This window comes from Gluconobacter kondonii (assembly GCF_002723995.1).
Classification (GTDB): domain Bacteria; phylum Pseudomonadota; class Alphaproteobacteria; order Acetobacterales; family Acetobacteraceae; genus Gluconobacter; species Gluconobacter kondonii.
Map to the genome: position 1 here is coordinate 12,272 of NZ_BEWP01000020.1, position 16,700 is coordinate 28,971.

General features: G+C 57.4%; 17 protein-coding genes and 2 pseudogenes. 11 read left to right on the top strand and 8 right to left on the bottom strand.

Going from position 1 to position 16,700, the window contains the following annotated elements; genetic code table 11:
• The first annotated feature begins 110 nt into the window (after positions 1–110).
• The 3 genes from GKO01_RS13780 to GKO01_RS13790 are packed head-to-tail and all read left to right on the top strand — an operon-like array spanning position 111 to position 2,724.
• Positions 111–1,046, top strand: a complete 936-nt coding sequence (locus tag GKO01_RS13780) for a hypothetical protein (protein ID WP_099287531.1) — start codon at positions 111–113, stop codon at positions 1,044–1,046.
• Between the two features lie 56 nt (positions 1,047–1,102).
• Complete coding sequence (locus GKO01_RS13785) at positions 1,103–1,858, top strand: UPF0489 family protein (RefSeq protein ID WP_167383497.1); 756 nt, start codon at positions 1,103–1,105, stop codon at positions 1,856–1,858.
• Positions 1,855–2,724 carry a restriction endonuclease gene (locus tag GKO01_RS13790; protein ID WP_099287533.1) on the top strand — a complete coding sequence of 290 codons (870 nt, stop codon included), beginning with the start codon at positions 1,855–1,857 and terminating at the stop codon, positions 2,722–2,724. Before GKO01_RS13785 ends, GKO01_RS13790 begins: the two co-directional genes overlap by 4 nt.
• Before the next feature lie 744 nt (positions 2,725–3,468).
• On the opposite strand, the gene GKO01_RS13795 is transcribed toward GKO01_RS13790, so the two are convergent.
• Entirely contained in the window at positions 3,469–4,944 is a 1,476-nt protein-coding gene (locus GKO01_RS13795; RefSeq protein WP_099287534.1) for a PIN domain-containing protein, read from the bottom strand.
• Positions 4,945–5,062: 118 nt separating this feature from the next.
• Complete coding sequence (locus GKO01_RS13800) at positions 5,063–6,370, bottom strand: restriction endonuclease (RefSeq protein WP_099287535.1); 1,308 nt, start codon at positions 6,368–6,370, stop codon at positions 5,063–5,065.
• A gap of 115 nt (positions 6,371–6,485) precedes the next feature.
• Between GKO01_RS13800 and GKO01_RS13805 the strand changes: the two genes are divergently transcribed.
• From GKO01_RS13805 to GKO01_RS13815, 4 genes are all read left to right on the top strand, one after another.
• The gene (locus GKO01_RS13805; RefSeq protein ID WP_099287556.1) at positions 6,486–6,680 is read left to right on the top strand and encodes a hypothetical protein; all 195 of its coding nucleotides are present in this window, start codon (positions 6,486–6,488) and stop codon (positions 6,678–6,680) included.
• A 179-nt stretch (positions 6,681–6,859) separates the two neighbouring features.
• A complete protein-coding gene (locus tag GKO01_RS16050; RefSeq protein ID WP_167383498.1) occupies positions 6,860–7,012 on the top strand; it encodes a hypothetical protein in 153 nt (50 codons plus the stop codon).
• Between the two features lie 7 nt (positions 7,013–7,019).
• Positions 7,020–7,748 (top strand): hypothetical protein, encoded by a 729-nt coding sequence (locus tag GKO01_RS13810; protein ID WP_099287536.1) that lies wholly within the window; start codon positions 7,020–7,022, stop codon positions 7,746–7,748.
• A gap of 492 nt (positions 7,749–8,240) precedes the next feature.
• Positions 8,241–9,190 (top strand): IS630 family transposase gene (locus GKO01_RS13815; protein ID WP_408870314.1). Its coding sequence is split into 2 segments (ribosomal slippage): positions 8,241–8,583 and positions 8,583–9,190, totalling 951 coding nucleotides; the frame shifts between segments, so codons are not numbered across the junction.
• Here GKO01_RS13815 and GKO01_RS13820 read toward each other — a convergent pair.
• Positions 9,130–9,489, bottom strand: coding sequence for a type II toxin-antitoxin system PemK/MazF family toxin (locus GKO01_RS13820; RefSeq protein ID WP_099287538.1), 360 nt, complete (start codon positions 9,487–9,489; stop codon positions 9,130–9,132). The two genes, GKO01_RS13815 and GKO01_RS13820, sit on opposite strands and share 61 nt — an antisense overlap.
• Between GKO01_RS13820 and GKO01_RS13825 the strand changes: the two are divergent.
• A pseudogene (locus GKO01_RS13825) lies at positions 9,455–10,604 on the top strand (IS3 family transposase). The gene GKO01_RS13820 and the pseudogene GKO01_RS13825 overlap by 35 nt on opposite strands.
• Positions 10,605–10,675: 71 nt before the next feature.
• On the opposite strand, the gene GKO01_RS13830 reads toward GKO01_RS13825, so the two are convergent.
• From GKO01_RS13830 to GKO01_RS13845, 5 genes and pseudogenes are all read right to left on the bottom strand, one after another.
• The gene (locus GKO01_RS13830; RefSeq protein WP_167383499.1) at positions 10,676–11,218 is read right to left on the bottom strand and encodes a hypothetical protein; all 543 of its coding nucleotides are present in this window, start codon (positions 11,216–11,218) and stop codon (positions 10,676–10,678) included.
• Between the two features lie 436 nt (positions 11,219–11,654).
• Positions 11,655–11,795 carry a hypothetical protein gene (locus GKO01_RS16055; RefSeq protein ID WP_167383500.1) on the bottom strand — a complete coding sequence of 47 codons (141 nt, stop codon included), beginning with the start codon at positions 11,793–11,795 and terminating at the stop codon, positions 11,655–11,657.
• 13 nt (positions 11,796–11,808) lie between these two features.
• Positions 11,809–12,590, bottom strand: a pseudogene (locus GKO01_RS16365) (IS5 family transposase).
• A 161-nt stretch (positions 12,591–12,751) separates the two neighbouring features.
• Positions 12,752–13,090: a hypothetical protein gene (locus GKO01_RS13840; RefSeq protein ID WP_174694302.1), complete on the bottom strand. Its 339-nt coding sequence runs from the start codon at positions 13,088–13,090 to the stop codon at positions 12,752–12,754.
• A 645-nt stretch (positions 13,091–13,735) separates the two neighbouring features.
• Positions 13,736–14,026 (bottom strand): hypothetical protein, encoded by a 291-nt coding sequence (locus tag GKO01_RS13845; RefSeq protein ID WP_099287540.1) that lies wholly within the window; start codon positions 14,024–14,026, stop codon positions 13,736–13,738.
• A gap of 122 nt (positions 14,027–14,148) precedes the next feature.
• Here GKO01_RS13845 and GKO01_RS13850 point away from each other — a divergent pair, with 122 nt between their 5' ends.
• The 3 genes from GKO01_RS13850 to GKO01_RS13865 all read left to right on the top strand — a co-directional run bounded on the left by GKO01_RS13850 (position 14,149) and on the right by GKO01_RS13865 (position 16,665).
• Positions 14,149–14,757, top strand: a complete 609-nt coding sequence (locus tag GKO01_RS13850; protein WP_264816073.1) for a recombinase family protein — start codon at positions 14,149–14,151, stop codon at positions 14,755–14,757.
• Positions 14,750–14,998 carry a hypothetical protein gene (locus GKO01_RS13855; protein WP_099287542.1) on the top strand — a complete coding sequence of 83 codons (249 nt, stop codon included), beginning with the start codon at positions 14,750–14,752 and terminating at the stop codon, positions 14,996–14,998. The genes GKO01_RS13850 and GKO01_RS13855 overlap by 8 nt, the downstream gene beginning before the upstream one ends.
• A gap of 332 nt (positions 14,999–15,330) precedes the next feature.
• A complete protein-coding gene (locus GKO01_RS13865) occupies positions 15,331–16,665 on the top strand; it encodes a hypothetical protein (RefSeq protein ID WP_099287544.1) in 1,335 nt (444 codons plus the stop codon).
• Positions 16,666–16,700: the final 35 nt, after the last annotated feature.

Genomic DNA, 16,700 nt, shown 5'->3' on the forward strand with positions numbered 1-16,700 from the left:
TCGGTAGCCATGCGCAAGTCACGCAAGATTACTATTTCACGTGACTTGCATACTAACGTATTAGAGAATATATGCGTTACATTATGCTATCGCGCGATAGGTGCACTGGTATGGAATTCCGCTCCCCGAACGTTGCCACTCAGCAGAACGCCAAGGCGATCAGCTACCTAACCAAGAACCTCAACGATCCGGCGGCCGGCCGGCAGAGAGTCAAGGCGCTGATCGAGGAACTCGGCAACGCCACCGACTTCTTCCCCGACTGGCACCCTATCCTGACCGCTCCGCCCCGTCATCCCGGAGAGCACGTCGCCAGCCTTACTGAGTCTCCAACGTACCGAGAGCTTGACCACACGGTCGAATTCGTTCGCGGCTTTGTGACATGCCCCTATTCTGACGAAGGCGCCGACAAACTCGTGGACACGGTGCGAGCCGTCCCAGGACTTGAAGCATACCGGCTTAAGGAACCCCTCTATTCCGATCAGGCGCACCCTGTCGTCGTGGTGGCGGTGGACGTCGAACTGGAGGCCGATGGGACGATTCGCAGCCGCGACGCCCTGACCTGGTTCGCCCAGCTGTCGGCCGCCACGGCGGCAGGTGCGCAGGTGGCGGAGACGTGGTGGAACATCCGCTCCAATATCCTTGGCGCCCCCCATGGATCGCGGTCGTCGCTGTTCGTGAACCAGCATACCGGCACTCACATGCGGAAGATCCTCGAAGCGATGAACGCCAGCGGCATGTTCGGTCCGATCAAGGAGTCATCGCTGGACATGCTGTCGCAGAAGAAGCGCGACGCAATCTGCCAGACGCTCATCCGTACCGCGATCGACAAGTGGGACAAAGCGAGCCCCTCGTTCGATTTCGAGATGCGCGGGGAGACATGCAAGGCGTCGGTGCGTGACACCTGGGACGACCAGACGGAGATCTCTGTACGCGTAGAGATCGGCAAGTACGATCTGTACGTCTCGGGGTTTTACTACCTCGAGGATCAGCGGATCACCCATTCTGAGCCGCGCGGTCGACGCGATCTGGCCGAGAAGTTCCTGTGAGGCACGTTGGCGGCGACGCCCTTTCGATGGTCAACGACGGGGACGCCTCCAGGAAGATGCGCTTCCTCGACATCGACCTTGACGCCTTTCTGAGTCATGTGGAGCATTGGCCGGAGGGCGGGCGTCTGGATGCAGAATCCTTCCACCCTTGGGCAGAGGATAGGCTGCGCGAGTTTATGGAGCGCCAGTGCGGCCTGTCGCGCAGCGCGCCGATCGACGGCTGGTTCGTCACCAACCACGACGGCGCGTTTGACGTCATGCGTAACATTGTCGAGGGCGGCAGCGGGTCGCTCGAAATCGTCCACGTCGACGCGCACGCCGATCTCGGCATGGGCGATCCCTCTTGGGTGGACCTGATCAAGCGCGTGGGTAGTCCGCTGAAGGACCGCCGCGAACCCGTCCGGGCTAGCGAAGGACTGAATCTGGGGAGCTGGCTCGCCTACGCCGTCGCCGCCGAGTTCATCTGCGACCTCACCTACGTGTATCCAAAGGGATGGGGGGACGACCTCCCACCGATCTACTTTCCGAAGGGCGACAAGACAGCCGGCTATCTCGACATGAAGTCGTTCACCCGCGTCGGCCTACCCATGATGGGATCGTCGCCCGACTACCATGCACTCTGCGAGCTGGATCCCGACTTCGCCTTGCCGCCGGTGCCCTTCAGGATGGTCACCCTCGACGACTACGCCGCCGCCGCGCCGTTCGATGTCGGTCTGCTGTGCCATTCCCCGAACTACACGCCGGAGACGTCGGATCGACTGATCCCGATCATCGGCGAATACATCCGTTTCAAGCCGGAGTCAGCCGCATGAGCAGCATCAAGACCGCCGAGCTCAATCTAATTGACGAGTTCCTCCGTGGTGAGAGCAAGGGATACGTTCTCGACTTCAGCAACCGCACGATGGGTGAATTCTTCCAGATTGAGTTCGACGTCGACCTGTATGGCGGGGATTATGAGACTGAAGGATCGTCGAAGGCCAGCCACCTCCGCTGCTTCCTGAAGGCCGTGGACGATGCGACCGCAGCAAGAGCGCTCCGCCGGCTGAGCGAATACCGCAGCGCGATGAGGCGCAAGCCTCAGCAGGACATCTCCCCACTCGCCGAAGGGCAAGTGCTCGCGATCGTCAGCCGGCTGGAGAGCGGCGGGAACATCAACGGCGCACCACCCGTTCCGGTGTTCAACCGGAAGGGCTTCGAGGCGCTACGCGACCAATTGAACTCGCTGTGGAAAATGGATCCACGCCCGCGAGGCTACGCCTTCGAGAAATATCTGAAGGTGCTGTTCGACACATTCGGACTCAAGGCGCGCAGGCCCTTCAGCCTGACGGGTGAGCAGATCGACGGCAGTTTTGACCTGAAGCACGAGACCTACCTGCTCGAAGCTAAATGGCATCAGGACAGGATTGGATCGGACGAGCTGCGTAGCTTCCAGGGCAAGGTCGACGACAAGGCCGCCTGGACGCGCGGTCTCTTCGTCAGCTTCGGCGGCTTCACCGATGTCGGGTTAGTCGCCTTCGGCCGAGGCAAGAAGGTTATCTGCATGGACGGGCAAGATATGTACGAAGCGCTAGACCGCAACATCCCAATCGACATCGTGCTCGAACGGAAGATTCGCCATGCCTCGGAGACCGGCCAGCCGTTTGCACCGGTAGCCGACCTGTTTCCCACGGAGAGCTGAACGACAAGGCTATCGGCCTGCCCGCTCAGCGGCGACATCATAACTCGACTGATTGCTAAGCCGCGCGAACAAGCGCTGAACGTCGGCTTTTGACAGGAGCGGACGCTCAACCTTCTGCATGGGAACGACGAGTTTGTCCCAAACTCGGTCTATCGTTACTCGTCTAGCAATGTCGGCTTTCGGGCATACGTCACAACCGCTTTGGTGTCCGACATGAGGCGTAATCTGCTGCCTGTCCGCTTCACATTCCTTGAGTGGACAGGCAGTTCAGGGGGGGGCAGCAGTCCGGCCGCTTTGGAGCGCTCAGATAATGTTTCCAGCCGTTCACTCGACGACATGTGGCAGCCACTGTGCGCCCATCTCGGACCATCAGGCAGTCGGGGCAGATTTCCGACAGCGGACGTCGCTCCGGCCGCGTATCAAAGTAGGGCTGAGCCGCAGTCACGAGGGTCAGTGATCAAGCCCCTGCCGCCCTTCCGCGGCTCAGGAGATCGTCATGCAGCCCTCAAAGCCGAAAGCCGCAACTCCGACAACCCGACTGGTGATGCCCTCGAACAAGGGCGCCTTTGTCGGACCAAGCCGTCGAACTTCCGAGGTTCATGTACGAGCTCTGCAACACTATGAAGCTACACTCAGCGTGCGGCTATCTCAATCCGGCACAGTTCGAGGATTAACACACCCGGCAGGGGGTCCAAGCAGCAGTTTGATTCCGTCCACCGCCAGGGGCGCACTCCAAGCACGGCTCTAAAAAGGACTTCGGCGGGCGTCGCGCTCGTCTCGGAACAGGTCTTGCCTGGCCAAGATCTCATCCAAGAAGCTCACGGGAGATTTGAAGGTGGTCACGACCGTGACAGGGAATGTCGCCGTGATCTTGCGGCCGACGTTCGAGGCGCTGACCTCGACTTCGAGGACCCCGCGCGCGACCGCATCCTGGGTTTGCGGGAAGATCAGCACGTCAAAGTACTCAGGATTCGCGCCGTGCCTGAAGCGCCGACATTCCAGGTCGAAGCTGTCGACCGGCTCCTTCGGCCGGTCTGGCTCATAGTACCAGTCTTCGTCGCTCCGATCGGTCGAGCGTGGCAAATAGCGGCCTAGGTCCGGAAGCCCCGAATCAAAAACGCTTCGGACGTGGGTAGCATAGGCGATTTCCTGCCCGTCCCGCATCAGCCGTTCCGTTGGCGGCGACGGCACTCTCGGGAGATCGTCGAGCTCGGGAGCGTAGCCGCCCTCGTTCGGCGGCGCGATCAGAAAGGGGCCGCGCGCCGTAAAGCGGATGACGACGTTCTCGGCTGGCCGATAACCAATATTGGACAACGTCACTGAGATCGGCGGCGCCGCGAGCCGGACGTTCATCAGCGCCGCTAAGCCGCCGAGGTGCCCGACGCAAGCAGCGATCCAAGCCGGATAGGTCTCCTCGCGATAACGCTTGATCTGTTCGGGGGGCGGCTGGATTCGGACAAGGCTGCCGCGCATGCCGAAAGAATCGTTCCGCCGCGCGGCCGCAGTTCGGGCGAACGCGGTTTCCACTGCCGACAGGCTGAAACGCTGCGACACTCGGTTGAGCATCCCCCGCGCTTCGTCCTCGGTCAGAGGCGCGAGCGCGTCCCGCATCAAATTTAGTTTGCGATCGACGGCGCTTACTACCCCGAGTTCGAGCGCCGGGTGTGTCTTCCGAAGTTCCGCGATCTCTTCCTTGAGCTGTCGGATTTCGCGCTCAGCGTCGTCAGTTTCCGGCTCGCGCATCCACGTGTCCGGCACGAACAGGAACGGCAGCCCGACCGCGTTCGCCTTGGAGATTGGGCGCGTGTCGTGACTCAGCAGGCGGACGTCCTGTCCCGGGGCAGCCTTGGCCAGAGCGACGGCAACCCCCACGATCTTGTCGTCGTCTACCGACAGATCGAGCAGATCCGGATGCTCTTGGCTGGCAGTTTGCGGGGAAACCCGCATGACGACCCGCGGGCCTTGCGCGCGAAAGAGGTGCTCTTGCGCGCCGGTCTTGAGCATTTCTCGGAACCAGCTCACCGCCTGAACAGCGCGCCGCCTCACCCGCTGCCGCGTGTCCTTCTTCTGTCGATCGAGCTCGCTTTGGACCGTATCGGAGACGATCAGTTCGATCGCGTTGAACGAGCCGAGGTCGGACCACGGGAAATCGGCGGCGTCCAGGCTCTTGCACTCATGAAAGAGGTTCGTGTCGACGACGAGTTGTAGGGTGCCGGACATGAACCTTCCTTCAGAATTCACAGTGCGGGCTTATCGAGCAGCCGCTTGCGGCCAAACGGGGTCGCATCAGCAAGCAAGGGTTTGTAAACATCGGCGATCCCAACGCCTCCTGCAACAGTTACGTGCCTGCAGGAGCGGAATGGGCTCGTTTTTCACGTTCCGCTTCAGCCTTTGCCCTCGCTTCCGCCAGCCGAAACTCGGACACGCGCTCGATCACACCCAGAAACGCAGCGACGTTCGTCGCTGTGGGAGTCAGTTCGTAAAGCGGACATCCGCGATCTTTGTTGAGCGAAAAGCCCACCTTGCATGGTCCGTCATGCCGTTCCAGGCGGAGAAAGCGTCTCTCGTCGGGCTGGGCCGGAGCGCCAGCCGGATCCAGGCCCCGCCAGTAGGCCTGAACCGAGTGCTCGGGGCCAACCAGCGTCGTGGCCTCGGACATGAGGACTCGATCACAATCGGCCGTGCAAACATCCCGCATCTCTCCCGCCAACCGATCGAGGACAGGCACAAGAAGCAGCTCGATTACCTCATCCGGGAACGTCTTACCGTCATGCGACAGTGCCACCTTCAAGATGAGCGTGGTCAGCTCGTCGGCGCTTGTGACCTGGAGGGACGTCACGATCAGATGCGCGAAGGCCGCCAGGATCGGTTCCTCATCCAAGCCGACCTTTGAGACTCTGACGAAAAGATAGGAAAGGTTCGAGAAGGCAAGATGCGTCGTTTGCATCAATTCGGCCGGTGAAGCAGACGCGCCCCATGGTCGATCGACAATGCTGCCATGGGCGAACTCATTTGCGATGAGCGCGAAACGTGCCAGCGCATCAATCTCCATGGACTCCCGCGCGGTCCAAAACGTTCGAAGCGCCTTGGCGGGAGTGTATTCGAGCTTGCTCCAAAACCTCTCCTGCGCCGCCTTCAGGAGACCGGCTGGGCTAAGCGCTTCGGAAAATAGTCGCAGGACAACCGAGGGGTGCTTCGAGAGGAGCCGCTCCAACAGTTCGTGATCCCAAAGGCGGACGCGCGGCCACGGATGCGCTGCTTGCCAGCTTTTCACCCAGTCGCGGGTGGGGTTCGAGAACGTCGTGTTCGTCACCACGACAAGGTTGGCGAGTTCGCCATGAGCAGTGGCGTTGTTGACTGCGCTTTTCACCTCGTCGGGTTCGACCGTTCCTTTCCGACCCTTGCACTCGATCCACCAACGCTGTGGGTCCATTTCGCCGTCCGGCGAAGGCACGTAGAATGTGGCTTCGAGATCACGGCCGCCGTCCGGAGCTCCGCCGCCGCTCCCGCCCGTGCGCCATTCGAGATCTCGCGCGCCCATGGCGTCCAGGAGCCAATAGACGCACTCTTCCAGGTCACGCGCCTTGAGTTTGGTGAAGGGAATGCTGGCCGGCAGGATCCACGAACTGGTCTCGGACTCGCTCATCACTCTTTACTTAGGCCCGATTTCTGTTATTCCGCTTAGCCAGATTGGCAGAAAGACAGTACTCAGGCAATCTGGCCTTCTGGTACTCATGGTGAGATTTCGGAGCGAGCAACTGATGGCGCATAAGGAGGAATCTTCTCAACCGGGTCGCCAGCAATCAGCTCCGGAAAACAAGCTCGAGACACTAAACTTCAAAGTGCCGACCGAGTTCAAGAAGGCCTATAAGGGATATACGGTCGCGCAGAGCATGACGATGGTCGGCCTGCTGCGCGAAGGGTTCGAGCTCAGCAAAGCGCGTCGCGGCCGATGACCTAGTCAGGCATCGCCGAGGGGCGGCGGCGATCGCGACCGCGCGCACGGCGTGGTTGCCTAACGCCCGTCGGACGCTATCGCGACAAGCGGGAGTATCTGAGGATCGCGCACGGCAGCACGGGCGGCGTCCAGCGCTTCAAGGCCGGGCTGCATGGGGCGGCGCACGAGGAGGGCGCGATGATCGCCTACATCCAGGCAGGTGATGTCAGCACCTTGACAGCTCGCATCGATCACGACCGAAGTCTCAAGCTGGCGGTCCTGCGCTCAAACCATGAGCGCGCCGCCTCGCTCGTCCCGATCACATTGAGCCACCTCTGGATCGAATTCTGAGGGCCCGATGGGTAGCTCGGAAGCACTGGTTGAGACCTATTTGAAAGGGCTCGGTTACACGGATGTGCAATATGAGCCCGACGGTAATGTGCCGCCCGACTTCCTCGTCAACGGTCGCATTGCGGTCGAGGTGCGTCGACTCAATCAAAATCACGATGACGGAGACGGCAAGGGACCGCGCGGCCTCGAAGAAGCGGCGATCCCGCTTTGGCGACGAATTTGCGACTACCTGACCGACCTTGGCCCCGCACCCGCCTCCGGTCAGAGCTGGTATGTGCACTACCGTTTCAGCCGGCCGACCCCAACGTGGAAGGACCTGAAACGAGAGCTCGACGATGTGCTCTTACCGTTCATGACCAATTCCGAGCCGCAGCCGTTCGAAGTTAGGCTGAACGCCAGCGGCGAGTTTTGGCTCAAGGTGTTCCGGGCGCCTAGTGCAAAGCCGACATTCTTCAGACCGGCGGGTCATAGCGACCAGCAGTCCGGCGGCTGGCTTATCGGAGAGATCGAGGCGAACCTGAAGCTTTGCATAACGGAAAAGACGGGCAAGGTCGCGTGCGTGCGCAGCAACTATCCTGAATGGTGGCTCATCCTGACCGATCAGATCGGCTATGGGCTGGACGACTTCGAGCAAAAGCTGTTCCTCGACCAGGCCAGCGTGAACGCAGGCGGCTTTGATAAAATCGTCCTGCTCGATCCGAGAGAAGCCAAAAGGGCTTTCCAAGTGTACCCCTGATTTACAGCGAGTGGGTCGAGAGCCGCGACAGCATCTCTTACCAGCTAGGTCCGCTTCGGCCTGACTTTCACCCCAGAGCGGACGGTCCGCTCTCGGCCATAAACTTGGTCGCGAGAGATCTTGATGCTCATGTCCGCTGCGGGGGCGGCTTTCCGACGGCATACATGCCCGAGATGAGGCGCATCCCGCCTGTCTGCTTCATATTCCTTGAGTAGACTGTCAGTTTAGGGGGGGAAGCGGATTGTCGGGTTCTGGGCAGAGTTGGTCAACAGCAGTCTTTAGCCGTACTCACTACCTTCGTGGTCACATTCCTTCCATCAGAACTGAAAAAGGAAATTGCTGGAAACCTCACAATCAAGCGATTTCTAGAAATCTACCGCATGATTTAAAAAAAGCTATTAGAGCGTTTTCTGTTCTGAATGAATCGGTGGGGATTCCCAAAGTGGCTGTGATCTGATTCGAGATGAGAGCCGGGATGGAGGCCGGCTGTGGATGTCATCACGCACATTGTCTCTGGATCTCCGCGAACGTGTTGTTGCGGCCGTTTCGAATGGTCTGTCGCGGCGTCAGGCGGCTGAACGGTTTGGCGTCAGTCCGGCAAGTGCGGTTCGCTGGTGCGCTCTTGCCGCTACGACCGGCAGTCCTGCTGCCAGCCCCCGTGGCGGGGATCGTCTGTCTCACCGGATTGAGGCGCAGGCAGAGTGTATTCATGCGCTGATCGCGGAGAAGGACGATCTGACCCTGGCCGAGATCCGCGCCCGACTGGCTGAGACCGGCCATCACTTTGCAATCGGCACGCTGTGGCGTTTCTTCGCGCGTCATAAGATCACATGGAAAAAAAGACCGCTCACGCGGCGGAACAGGACCGGCCGGACATCCTGACACGACGGCAGGAGTGGTTCGATGCCCAGCCCGATCTCGATCCGGCGCGGCTGGTCTTCATTGATGAAACCTGGGCTTCCACGAATATGGCAAGATGCTACGGGCGGTGTCGACGTGGCCAGAGGTTGCGTTCCGCCGTGCCACATGGTCACTGGACAACCACGACGTTCATCGCTGGGTTGCGACTGACCGGCATCGTGGCGCCCATGGTCCTGGATGGTCCGATCAATGGCCGCAGCTTCCAGACCTATGTCGATCGCGTGCTGGTACCCGATCTGCGGCCAGGCGACATTGTTATCATGGACAATCTCGGCTCTCACAAAGGTTTCGGCGTTCAGGCCGCCATCGAAGCAGCAGGGGCCACCGTGCGCTATCTCCCGCCCTACAGCCCGGACTTCAATCCCATCGAGAAGGCCTTCTCCAAACTCAAGGCCCATCTCCGTAAAGCCGCAGAACGCACACGCGACGCCTTGTGGGACAGGATCGGCACATTGATCGATCAGATCACTCCTACAGAATGCGCAAACTTCTTTACCGCCGCCGGATATGAACCAGATTGAGAGGAAAGCGCTCTAGCACTTCGGGCTCGCCAATCGAGCGATTCCACCTGGTCAGCGAGCACGGCGCTCTGACGAGCGTTGCCGACCCCCACCTCAAAAGTGTAGCTCTTTCGCTTCGTCGTAAGCGGGCAACACAAAAACAGCCCAATTCGGTTATAGGTCGCCGACGATAGGACGACTGCGGGGCGATGGCCTGCCTGCTGACGTGTTCCGCGGAAATGTAACCATTTAAAAGTAGAGTCCGATCGAGAAGGACACGGACGGATGAAACGCAGCCGCTTTACGGAAGAGCAGATCATAGGGGTGCTGAAGGAACAGGAGGCTGGGCTCAAGGTCTCTGATCTTTGCCGCAAACACGGGATCAGTGATGCGACGTTTTACAAATGGAAGACCCGCTATGGTGGCCTTGAAATATCGGAAGCCAAACGGTTGAAGGCATTGGAAGATGAAAACAGTCGTCTGAAGCGTCTCCTGGCGGATGCGATGCTGGATAATGCGGCGTTGAAGGAAATTGTTGGAAAAAAGTGGTGACGCCTGTCGCACAGCGGCAGGCGGTCCTACACCTTCAAAAGGGTCTGGAACTGAGTGAGCGTCGCGCCTGTGCCCTTGTTGGTCTTGCCAGGCGTGTTGCGCGGTATGTTTCCACCCGGGCAGATGATGCCGCCCTGCGCCAGCGCCTGCGGGAACTGGCGAGCCAGAGACGCCGCTTTGGCTATCGCCGCCTGGGTTATCTTCTGGTTCGGGAAGGGTTTAGCCCCAATCACAAAAAGCTGTTCCGCCTTACAAGGAGGAAGGGCTGAAAGTCCGCCATCGGGGTGGCCGCAAGAGGGCACTGGGGAGGCGTTCTCCCATGACCATCCCTCAGGAACCCGAGCAGCGCTGGAGCCTGGATTTTGTCTCGGATGCCCTGATCTGTGGCCGCCGGTTCCGCATTCTAGCTGTTATCGACGATTTCAGTCGCAAGAACCTGGCATTGGTTGCCGACACGTCATTATCAGGTGGACGGGTGGCGCGGGAACTGACGGCCCTGGTAGAACGATATGGCAAACCCCTCATGATTGTCAGCGACAACGGTACGGAGTTCACATCCCATGCCATCCTGAAATGGGCGGATGAGATGAAGATTGAATGGCACTATATCGCCCCCGGTAAACCGCAGCTGAACGGCTTTGTCGAAAGTTTCAACGGCCGGCTGAGGGATGAATGCCTCAACGAAACGCTGTTCACCTCCCTCAGCCATGCCCGACAGGTTCTGGCTGACTGGCGGGAAGACTACAACACGGTGCGTCCCCACTCCCAATTGGATGGCAGGACACCGGATCAGGTCGCCAGACAAGTGCCTCGGGGGCATGCCCCCGAGACACTTGTCATCCCATCAACCCCAAGCCATAAAAAACGGGAACTCTCCTTTTGAGTGGATACAAAAAGGGGGGGGGCACTCACTGCTTATGGCCCGCCTGGGGCGAGAACTCGAGCCAGATGATGTCATCTCGCAACGCAATCCCTTGGTAGAATGCGACGGGCGATTATATCTACCGGCGGTAGAGCAATAGTCTTTCCATCAAGATTTACTGCTCTCATGTCGATAGGTGTAAGAGTGTGAAATATATCGACGATGTTGGGTGGTCCAAAGATCTCCGAGGGAATATTAACATTACGGAACGAGAGGAAGCGTTCACTATCGGAGCCGTCCCACTCTATCACGCCGCAGTCGTTAAAAAATAAAACCCTCGCATCTATTGATGTTATAACCGGCGCGCCATCTTTTTCTCCATCCTTCATGACGATAACAAGCCGTCCATTCAAAAGAGAGAAAAATCGTGGCCAACAGTCGAGGTCTTGGCGGTTCAAATCTGAAAAGAGCTGATCTTGGTCTGCGTCAAATCGAAGTTCGGCGTGCCCAAAATGTTTGCTTTTCAGCATTTCGTCAAGCGATGCGATAAACTCGAAAAATTCTCTGTTTATCTCGACAACAAACCGCTTGACTGCATCTAGATACTCGTTTTTCCTCTTTTCAAGACGTTCCATTGCGTCAACGCTTTTGCGATATGAGTCTATGCATTCAGATAGGGCCCAGATAAATTCTTTAGCCTGAGGGGCGTCGCTCGATCTTCTAATCATGCCTTGTTACTCTTGAAAAGTGTCTATCCTAGCGTCGGATTTTGGCGCATCGGAGGGTCGTCTGCTTGTCAGTCATGTCCGCCCCTCTCATCGCTCACTAGTCCGCCAAGCAGCGGCGGCGTGAAGGTCTCTACGCGCCCGTCTGGATACCGAAGTGAGGTCAATTCGATGCTAGTCGCCTTCGCCGTCCCGGTGATTTCCACACCGGCGCGCAGCGGGGCTTTGCATGGCTTCGCCCATTGTCTGGAGCATCGAGGTTTGCCCGAACGCGGGCGTGACGCTCGTAAGCATTAAAGCAAGAACGGAATACTTGGGGGCACGTCATTTCTCCGGGGTTTGGGTGTCAGCGCACATAAATCGCGAATGCTTCGGAACTGCCTACCTGAGCGGCTACTTCCACGATCCGACCGTTATCGAGCACGAATTCAATCTTGTCGTCTGCCCACTCGGGAAGTTGGCGAAGCGACGTCAACAAATCAGTCATAGCCTCAACGGCTTTAGGTCACGTTGACAAAAGACCCAATCCAGAGTTTTGCGGCGGCGATATTGAGGAAACTCATGAAGGATAAGGCGGTCTTGTCGTAGCGGGTCGCTATGCGGCGCATCTGCTTGAGCCTGTTGAACATCCGCTCGATATGGTTGCGATCCCTGTAACGCCGCCAGTCTGTTTTCTGTGGAGCGCTGCGGCCTTTGCGTGATGGAATGACTGGCAGGATCCCGTGGACCAGCAGTTCCTGGCGGAAACTGTCACTGTCATAGCCCCGGTCGGCTAGCATGGCTTTGGGGTTCGGGACAGGTAGCTTCATCAGGGCGTCTGTGGCTTTGTAATCCGAGACCTGGCCTCCGGTAAGGACAAAGCCGAGAGGGCGTCCCTGATTGTCACATCGGGCATGGATTTTGCTCGTAAAGCCGCCGCGTGACCGACCAAAAGCCTCCGAATGAGCCCCCCTTTTGCCCCAGTGGCTTGGGAATGGGCACGAACCACGGTGCTGTCGATCATATGCTGCCAGTTATCAGTCAGCCCCAGATCTACCAGGGTCTGTAAAAGAGCATCCCACACGCCCTGTTCAGCCCAACGCCGGAACCGGACATAGACCGAGTTCCACTTGCCGTAGCGTTCATGCATGTCCCGCCAGGGGCAACCCGTTCGTAGAACATGCAGCATACCATTGAAAAACTGGCGATTGTCTCTAGATGGACGTGCCCAACGTCCACGCTCAGGCGGCAGAAGCGGACCAATCATCGCCCATTCCTGATCCGTCAGATCGCCTCGTGCCATGCCTGTTCTCTCTGCTTTCTGTCCTACAGATACAAAGTGAATCAGATCTCAGGCAGACCGTATAGGCCTTTTGTCAACGTGACCTACGCCTGTCAGAACCTTGCATGGTGGTAACGATGTCCTTTACGGGATTGCTCATGATTTTCTCCATGTGTCCGGGATTAGCTTGCCGGCTGACTACCCTGTCGAGCTGGCCAGCCCGATTGTCCGGCCAGGCGCATCGAAACCACGTCGCGGAAATAACAGTATGCCGCAATGGCATCGTCCTCTGTATCGGCTTCGGGCGCGCCCGGGACCAGAAGGGTGGTGCCGTCATAATGGTGACGCGCGTTCACGGTGACGATCTCCCGCAGTTTCCTGGCGCTTCGCGCTTTTCCCAACGGCCGCGTCCCCTCGGGGAGGGCCGCGCCGAATTCGATTTTTCCGGAGCGATAGCAGTATGCGTGCTTGATGGGTCGTTCCTTCGGGGGCGGGGGTTCGATGTCAGGCATTGAGTTCATCCAGCAACGCGCCCGTCTACCTCTGCAAATAGAACTGCGATGCAATTGACATGCGAGACAGAAATATCTGCATTTTTGGGGCCGTATAGCTGTCCAAACTAGAATGGGGACAAAAAAACTCATATCCCGCTGGAATATGATGGGGACACCATTCCTTATAAATATCATTTGGAAGGGCAAACAGAACACGCAAATGCCGAATCGGAACCTTTATATCGTGCGCGGGGCACTCTGAGAGCGAACCGCACGTTTCCCACCGAGGTTTTCTGCCGCCACCGGACGTATTTATCGTTTCATCAAACCATTTATTACTACATGAAAGAAGAGTGCTATGGCTTGTTGGAATATAGCGTGACCTCTTGTCGTTGAGATTTTGTACACTGCCACATGATTCTATAATTACGACGTCAGCGCTATCAACTCCGTTGAAATATACATAAAGACCATCCGGTTGCGTCTTAAACAGGTCGGCGCCGGGTGACACAATATAAGGCCCCCGATGTTTTCCGTTTTTGGGGTGAGCCCGTAACCACGCGCCGTGGGACTGTGGGGCCTCCCATATTGCCGCGGTGACCTGTGGCCACTTTAACAGGATATCCTTCGCTTCGCGGTCTGTCAGCTTTTGCTTAGCCATAATAGATCTGGTTACTCCGGGGGGTAAGAGGATATCGACGCGACGCCGCGCCAGGTCTGAATAGCGTCGGCGCTGCCGTAGGACCCGCACGGGGCGTATGCCGTCAGGTATTCCACGAAATCTGGCAAGCCGGCCCGGTTCTCGGCATCAGCCCCCTGGATCGCCCCGATCAGGTCGTTCGACAGAAGTGCGCGATAAAACGTGCTCATGGACGCTCCATCTCCCTCTTCGAGGTAGCGACGGATGCGGCCTCGCGCCGCGACAGGCAACATGTCCAGCTTTTCGATCCAGTCGGTGTTCATGGCGAATGCTTTCCTTGCTATATGTTGTCATCATAGGTTACAGCACAAAGACTGTCAACAATGTTGACAAGAAAATGTCCGCCGTGATATAAAGAAGTGCCTCACCGAACAGGGTTTTGAAATTGTCAGATCGTTCACCGGAGCCTGTCCATCGCACGCTAATCGGATATGCCCGCGTGAGCACCAGCGATCAGAACAATCGCAGCCAGATCGACCGGCTGACCGAATTTGGCGTCGAACCAGCTGCGATATTCCAGGATAAGGCCAGCGGGAAGAACATGCAGCGTCCCGGCTGGAAACATTGCTGGAAGGAATTGCGTGACGGCGATGTTCTCGTTGTCACGGCGATAGACCGGCTTGGTAGAGACCTTGTTGAAGTGGTCCAGACGGTCAAGGCCCTGCACGATAAGGGCGTTGATTTGAAGATTTTATCAATGGACCTCGACACACGGACGGCCACGGGGCGGCTGGTTTTTGCGATCATTGCCGCGATGGCGCAATGGGAGCGCGAGTTGATTGTGGAACGGACGGTCAACGGTCTCGCAGCGGCACGGGCGAGAGGCAAGACCGGAGGCCGCAAGGCCGTGCTGTCCGATGAGCAGGTGGCCGAAGCTATGGCGCGGATACAGGCCGGGGAGAAATCAGCCGAGGTTGCGGCAGCTTACGGGGTGACACGGCAAGCCATCTACCGGCGCGCCAGAAACATGAGAAAGGATGACGCCAATGACTGACAAGCAGACGACCCAACAAGCAAAAATTGACGCCGTGAAAAGCGCCTTGGATTACGCGCAGCAATCAATGCAAACAGTTGTTCAAGAACTTGTTAAGCTCACGGACGCCTTCCCGCCTCCCGAAAATGAGGCGATAAGAAGGTTGAAAGAACGCCTAGGACTCATTGCCAAGAACTGGGACGACGCCTGCATTGCGGCTGAAGCCGATTTGCGAAGACTGCAATCTGGTTTTGAAGCATGAAGGACACTGACAACGAGATGACCACCGAAATGATTAGCGACGTCACGCGCGAGCGAGCCATATACGATAACTCGCCAAGGGCATACCGTAATGCACGGATTGAGGAAATGCGCCGCAAAGGCGCTACCTACAAAGAGCTTGCCGAAAAGTTTTCCATTTCGATATCACGGGTTAGACAAGTAGTGGCAGTTCAGGAGCGACGGCGTCTCCACATGTTGAATCAGGTGGATGCTCCTCTTCGGCATGCGACCTAACAATCGAGGTGCACGCCATGTTTGACAAGCAGACGACGATCTACAGTTTCAAGCAGAAGAAAAAGAGGTGAGACACGCATGCTTTGGCAGGGAAAAAAGGCACAACGAACTCAGCCCCGGAATGTGACGCAGATCGGACAAGATGACTTACGAACAATTATCTCAGCATACGTCCAGTCTAACGACGAAGAAGGGTATGTTGACATAATAAACGACGTCGGCGGCGAGAACAATGACGATTGGCTCTATTGTGACTGTCAAGGACCTGTTGCTGGGTTAAGAGGTTTCCCTCCAGCATTTACTACACGCACCAACAACAAACTCGTTCGGTTAGCAGCGCCTTGGGGCGCTCATGCGACAGAGTGCCCGTTTTACATAAAGCCGTCAGAGCATCGCGCTGGGAAAAAGTCTCACCGAAAACCGAGCGAAACACAGAAAGTAAAACTGACAGGCCCTTTTGGTGTCGAGATCGACAGCAATGTTCGTGCCCAAGCTCCGCAACAGGGGGGCGGCGTGCAGCGAAGAAACAGTCTCGCCGAAGTCCTTATGAGGCTCATAGATACTTCATACTCCAATTGGCTGTCGCTTGACGACCAGCATCAGGATGACAACGCAACATCGGACGACGCCCTTTCCCGGCTCTGGCGCGCCGGCAAGAAAATCCCTCTGGAAGGGAGGGGACACCTTAGCGAGATTCTCTTTACTAACTTGGATTGGCTTCCTCAGAGGCTGGAGAAGATCAAAGAGCGAAATGAGTCTTGGGAAAAAGGTCCACGCCCATTCCAAATCCTAATCACACTTGCGGATGAGATCGCACCTCACGCATTCCGAGCCCTCAATGGCCAAAAATATGAAGTGCAGAATCATCTGGCAGTATTCGGCGAACCTCTCACACAAGAAGATCGAGTAGCAGCCACTCGGGCACCCTGGGTCGTCATTTGCCTGCTCGCATCCAACACACAAGAGAATGATCCTGCAATTCTACGTGCATACGCACACCCAGTTTATTCGACCACCCGGCTTATGCCGGTTGACAGTAATTACGAGCGAATCACTTTAACTGTGATAGTCGACGCTCTCTCTAGGTTAACGGACCACGAGAATTATCATGTAATCAAGCCAGTGTTTGATGCTGATAAAGCTCCAGCTGATGCCCCTGGGCCTGTCATTCCAGATTTCATTGTAACACGAAAACGCGACGAAGACGCCGGTAAACTGCGTCGAGCTGGCACACGCCTGTTGGTTGAGACAATGGGATACAACGATCCAATGTATCGTGAACGTAAAAATCTGATGCATGAGTTAATGAAAATTGCGTTTCGCGTTCAAGAGGTTGTCACCCATGATTTCACTCTCAACGAAGACCGAGACGATATCTTCGTTAGGAACTTACTCGAGGCTCTTGGCGAATGATCGAGCGCCTGCTGACAGCACATTAGCCGAAGATC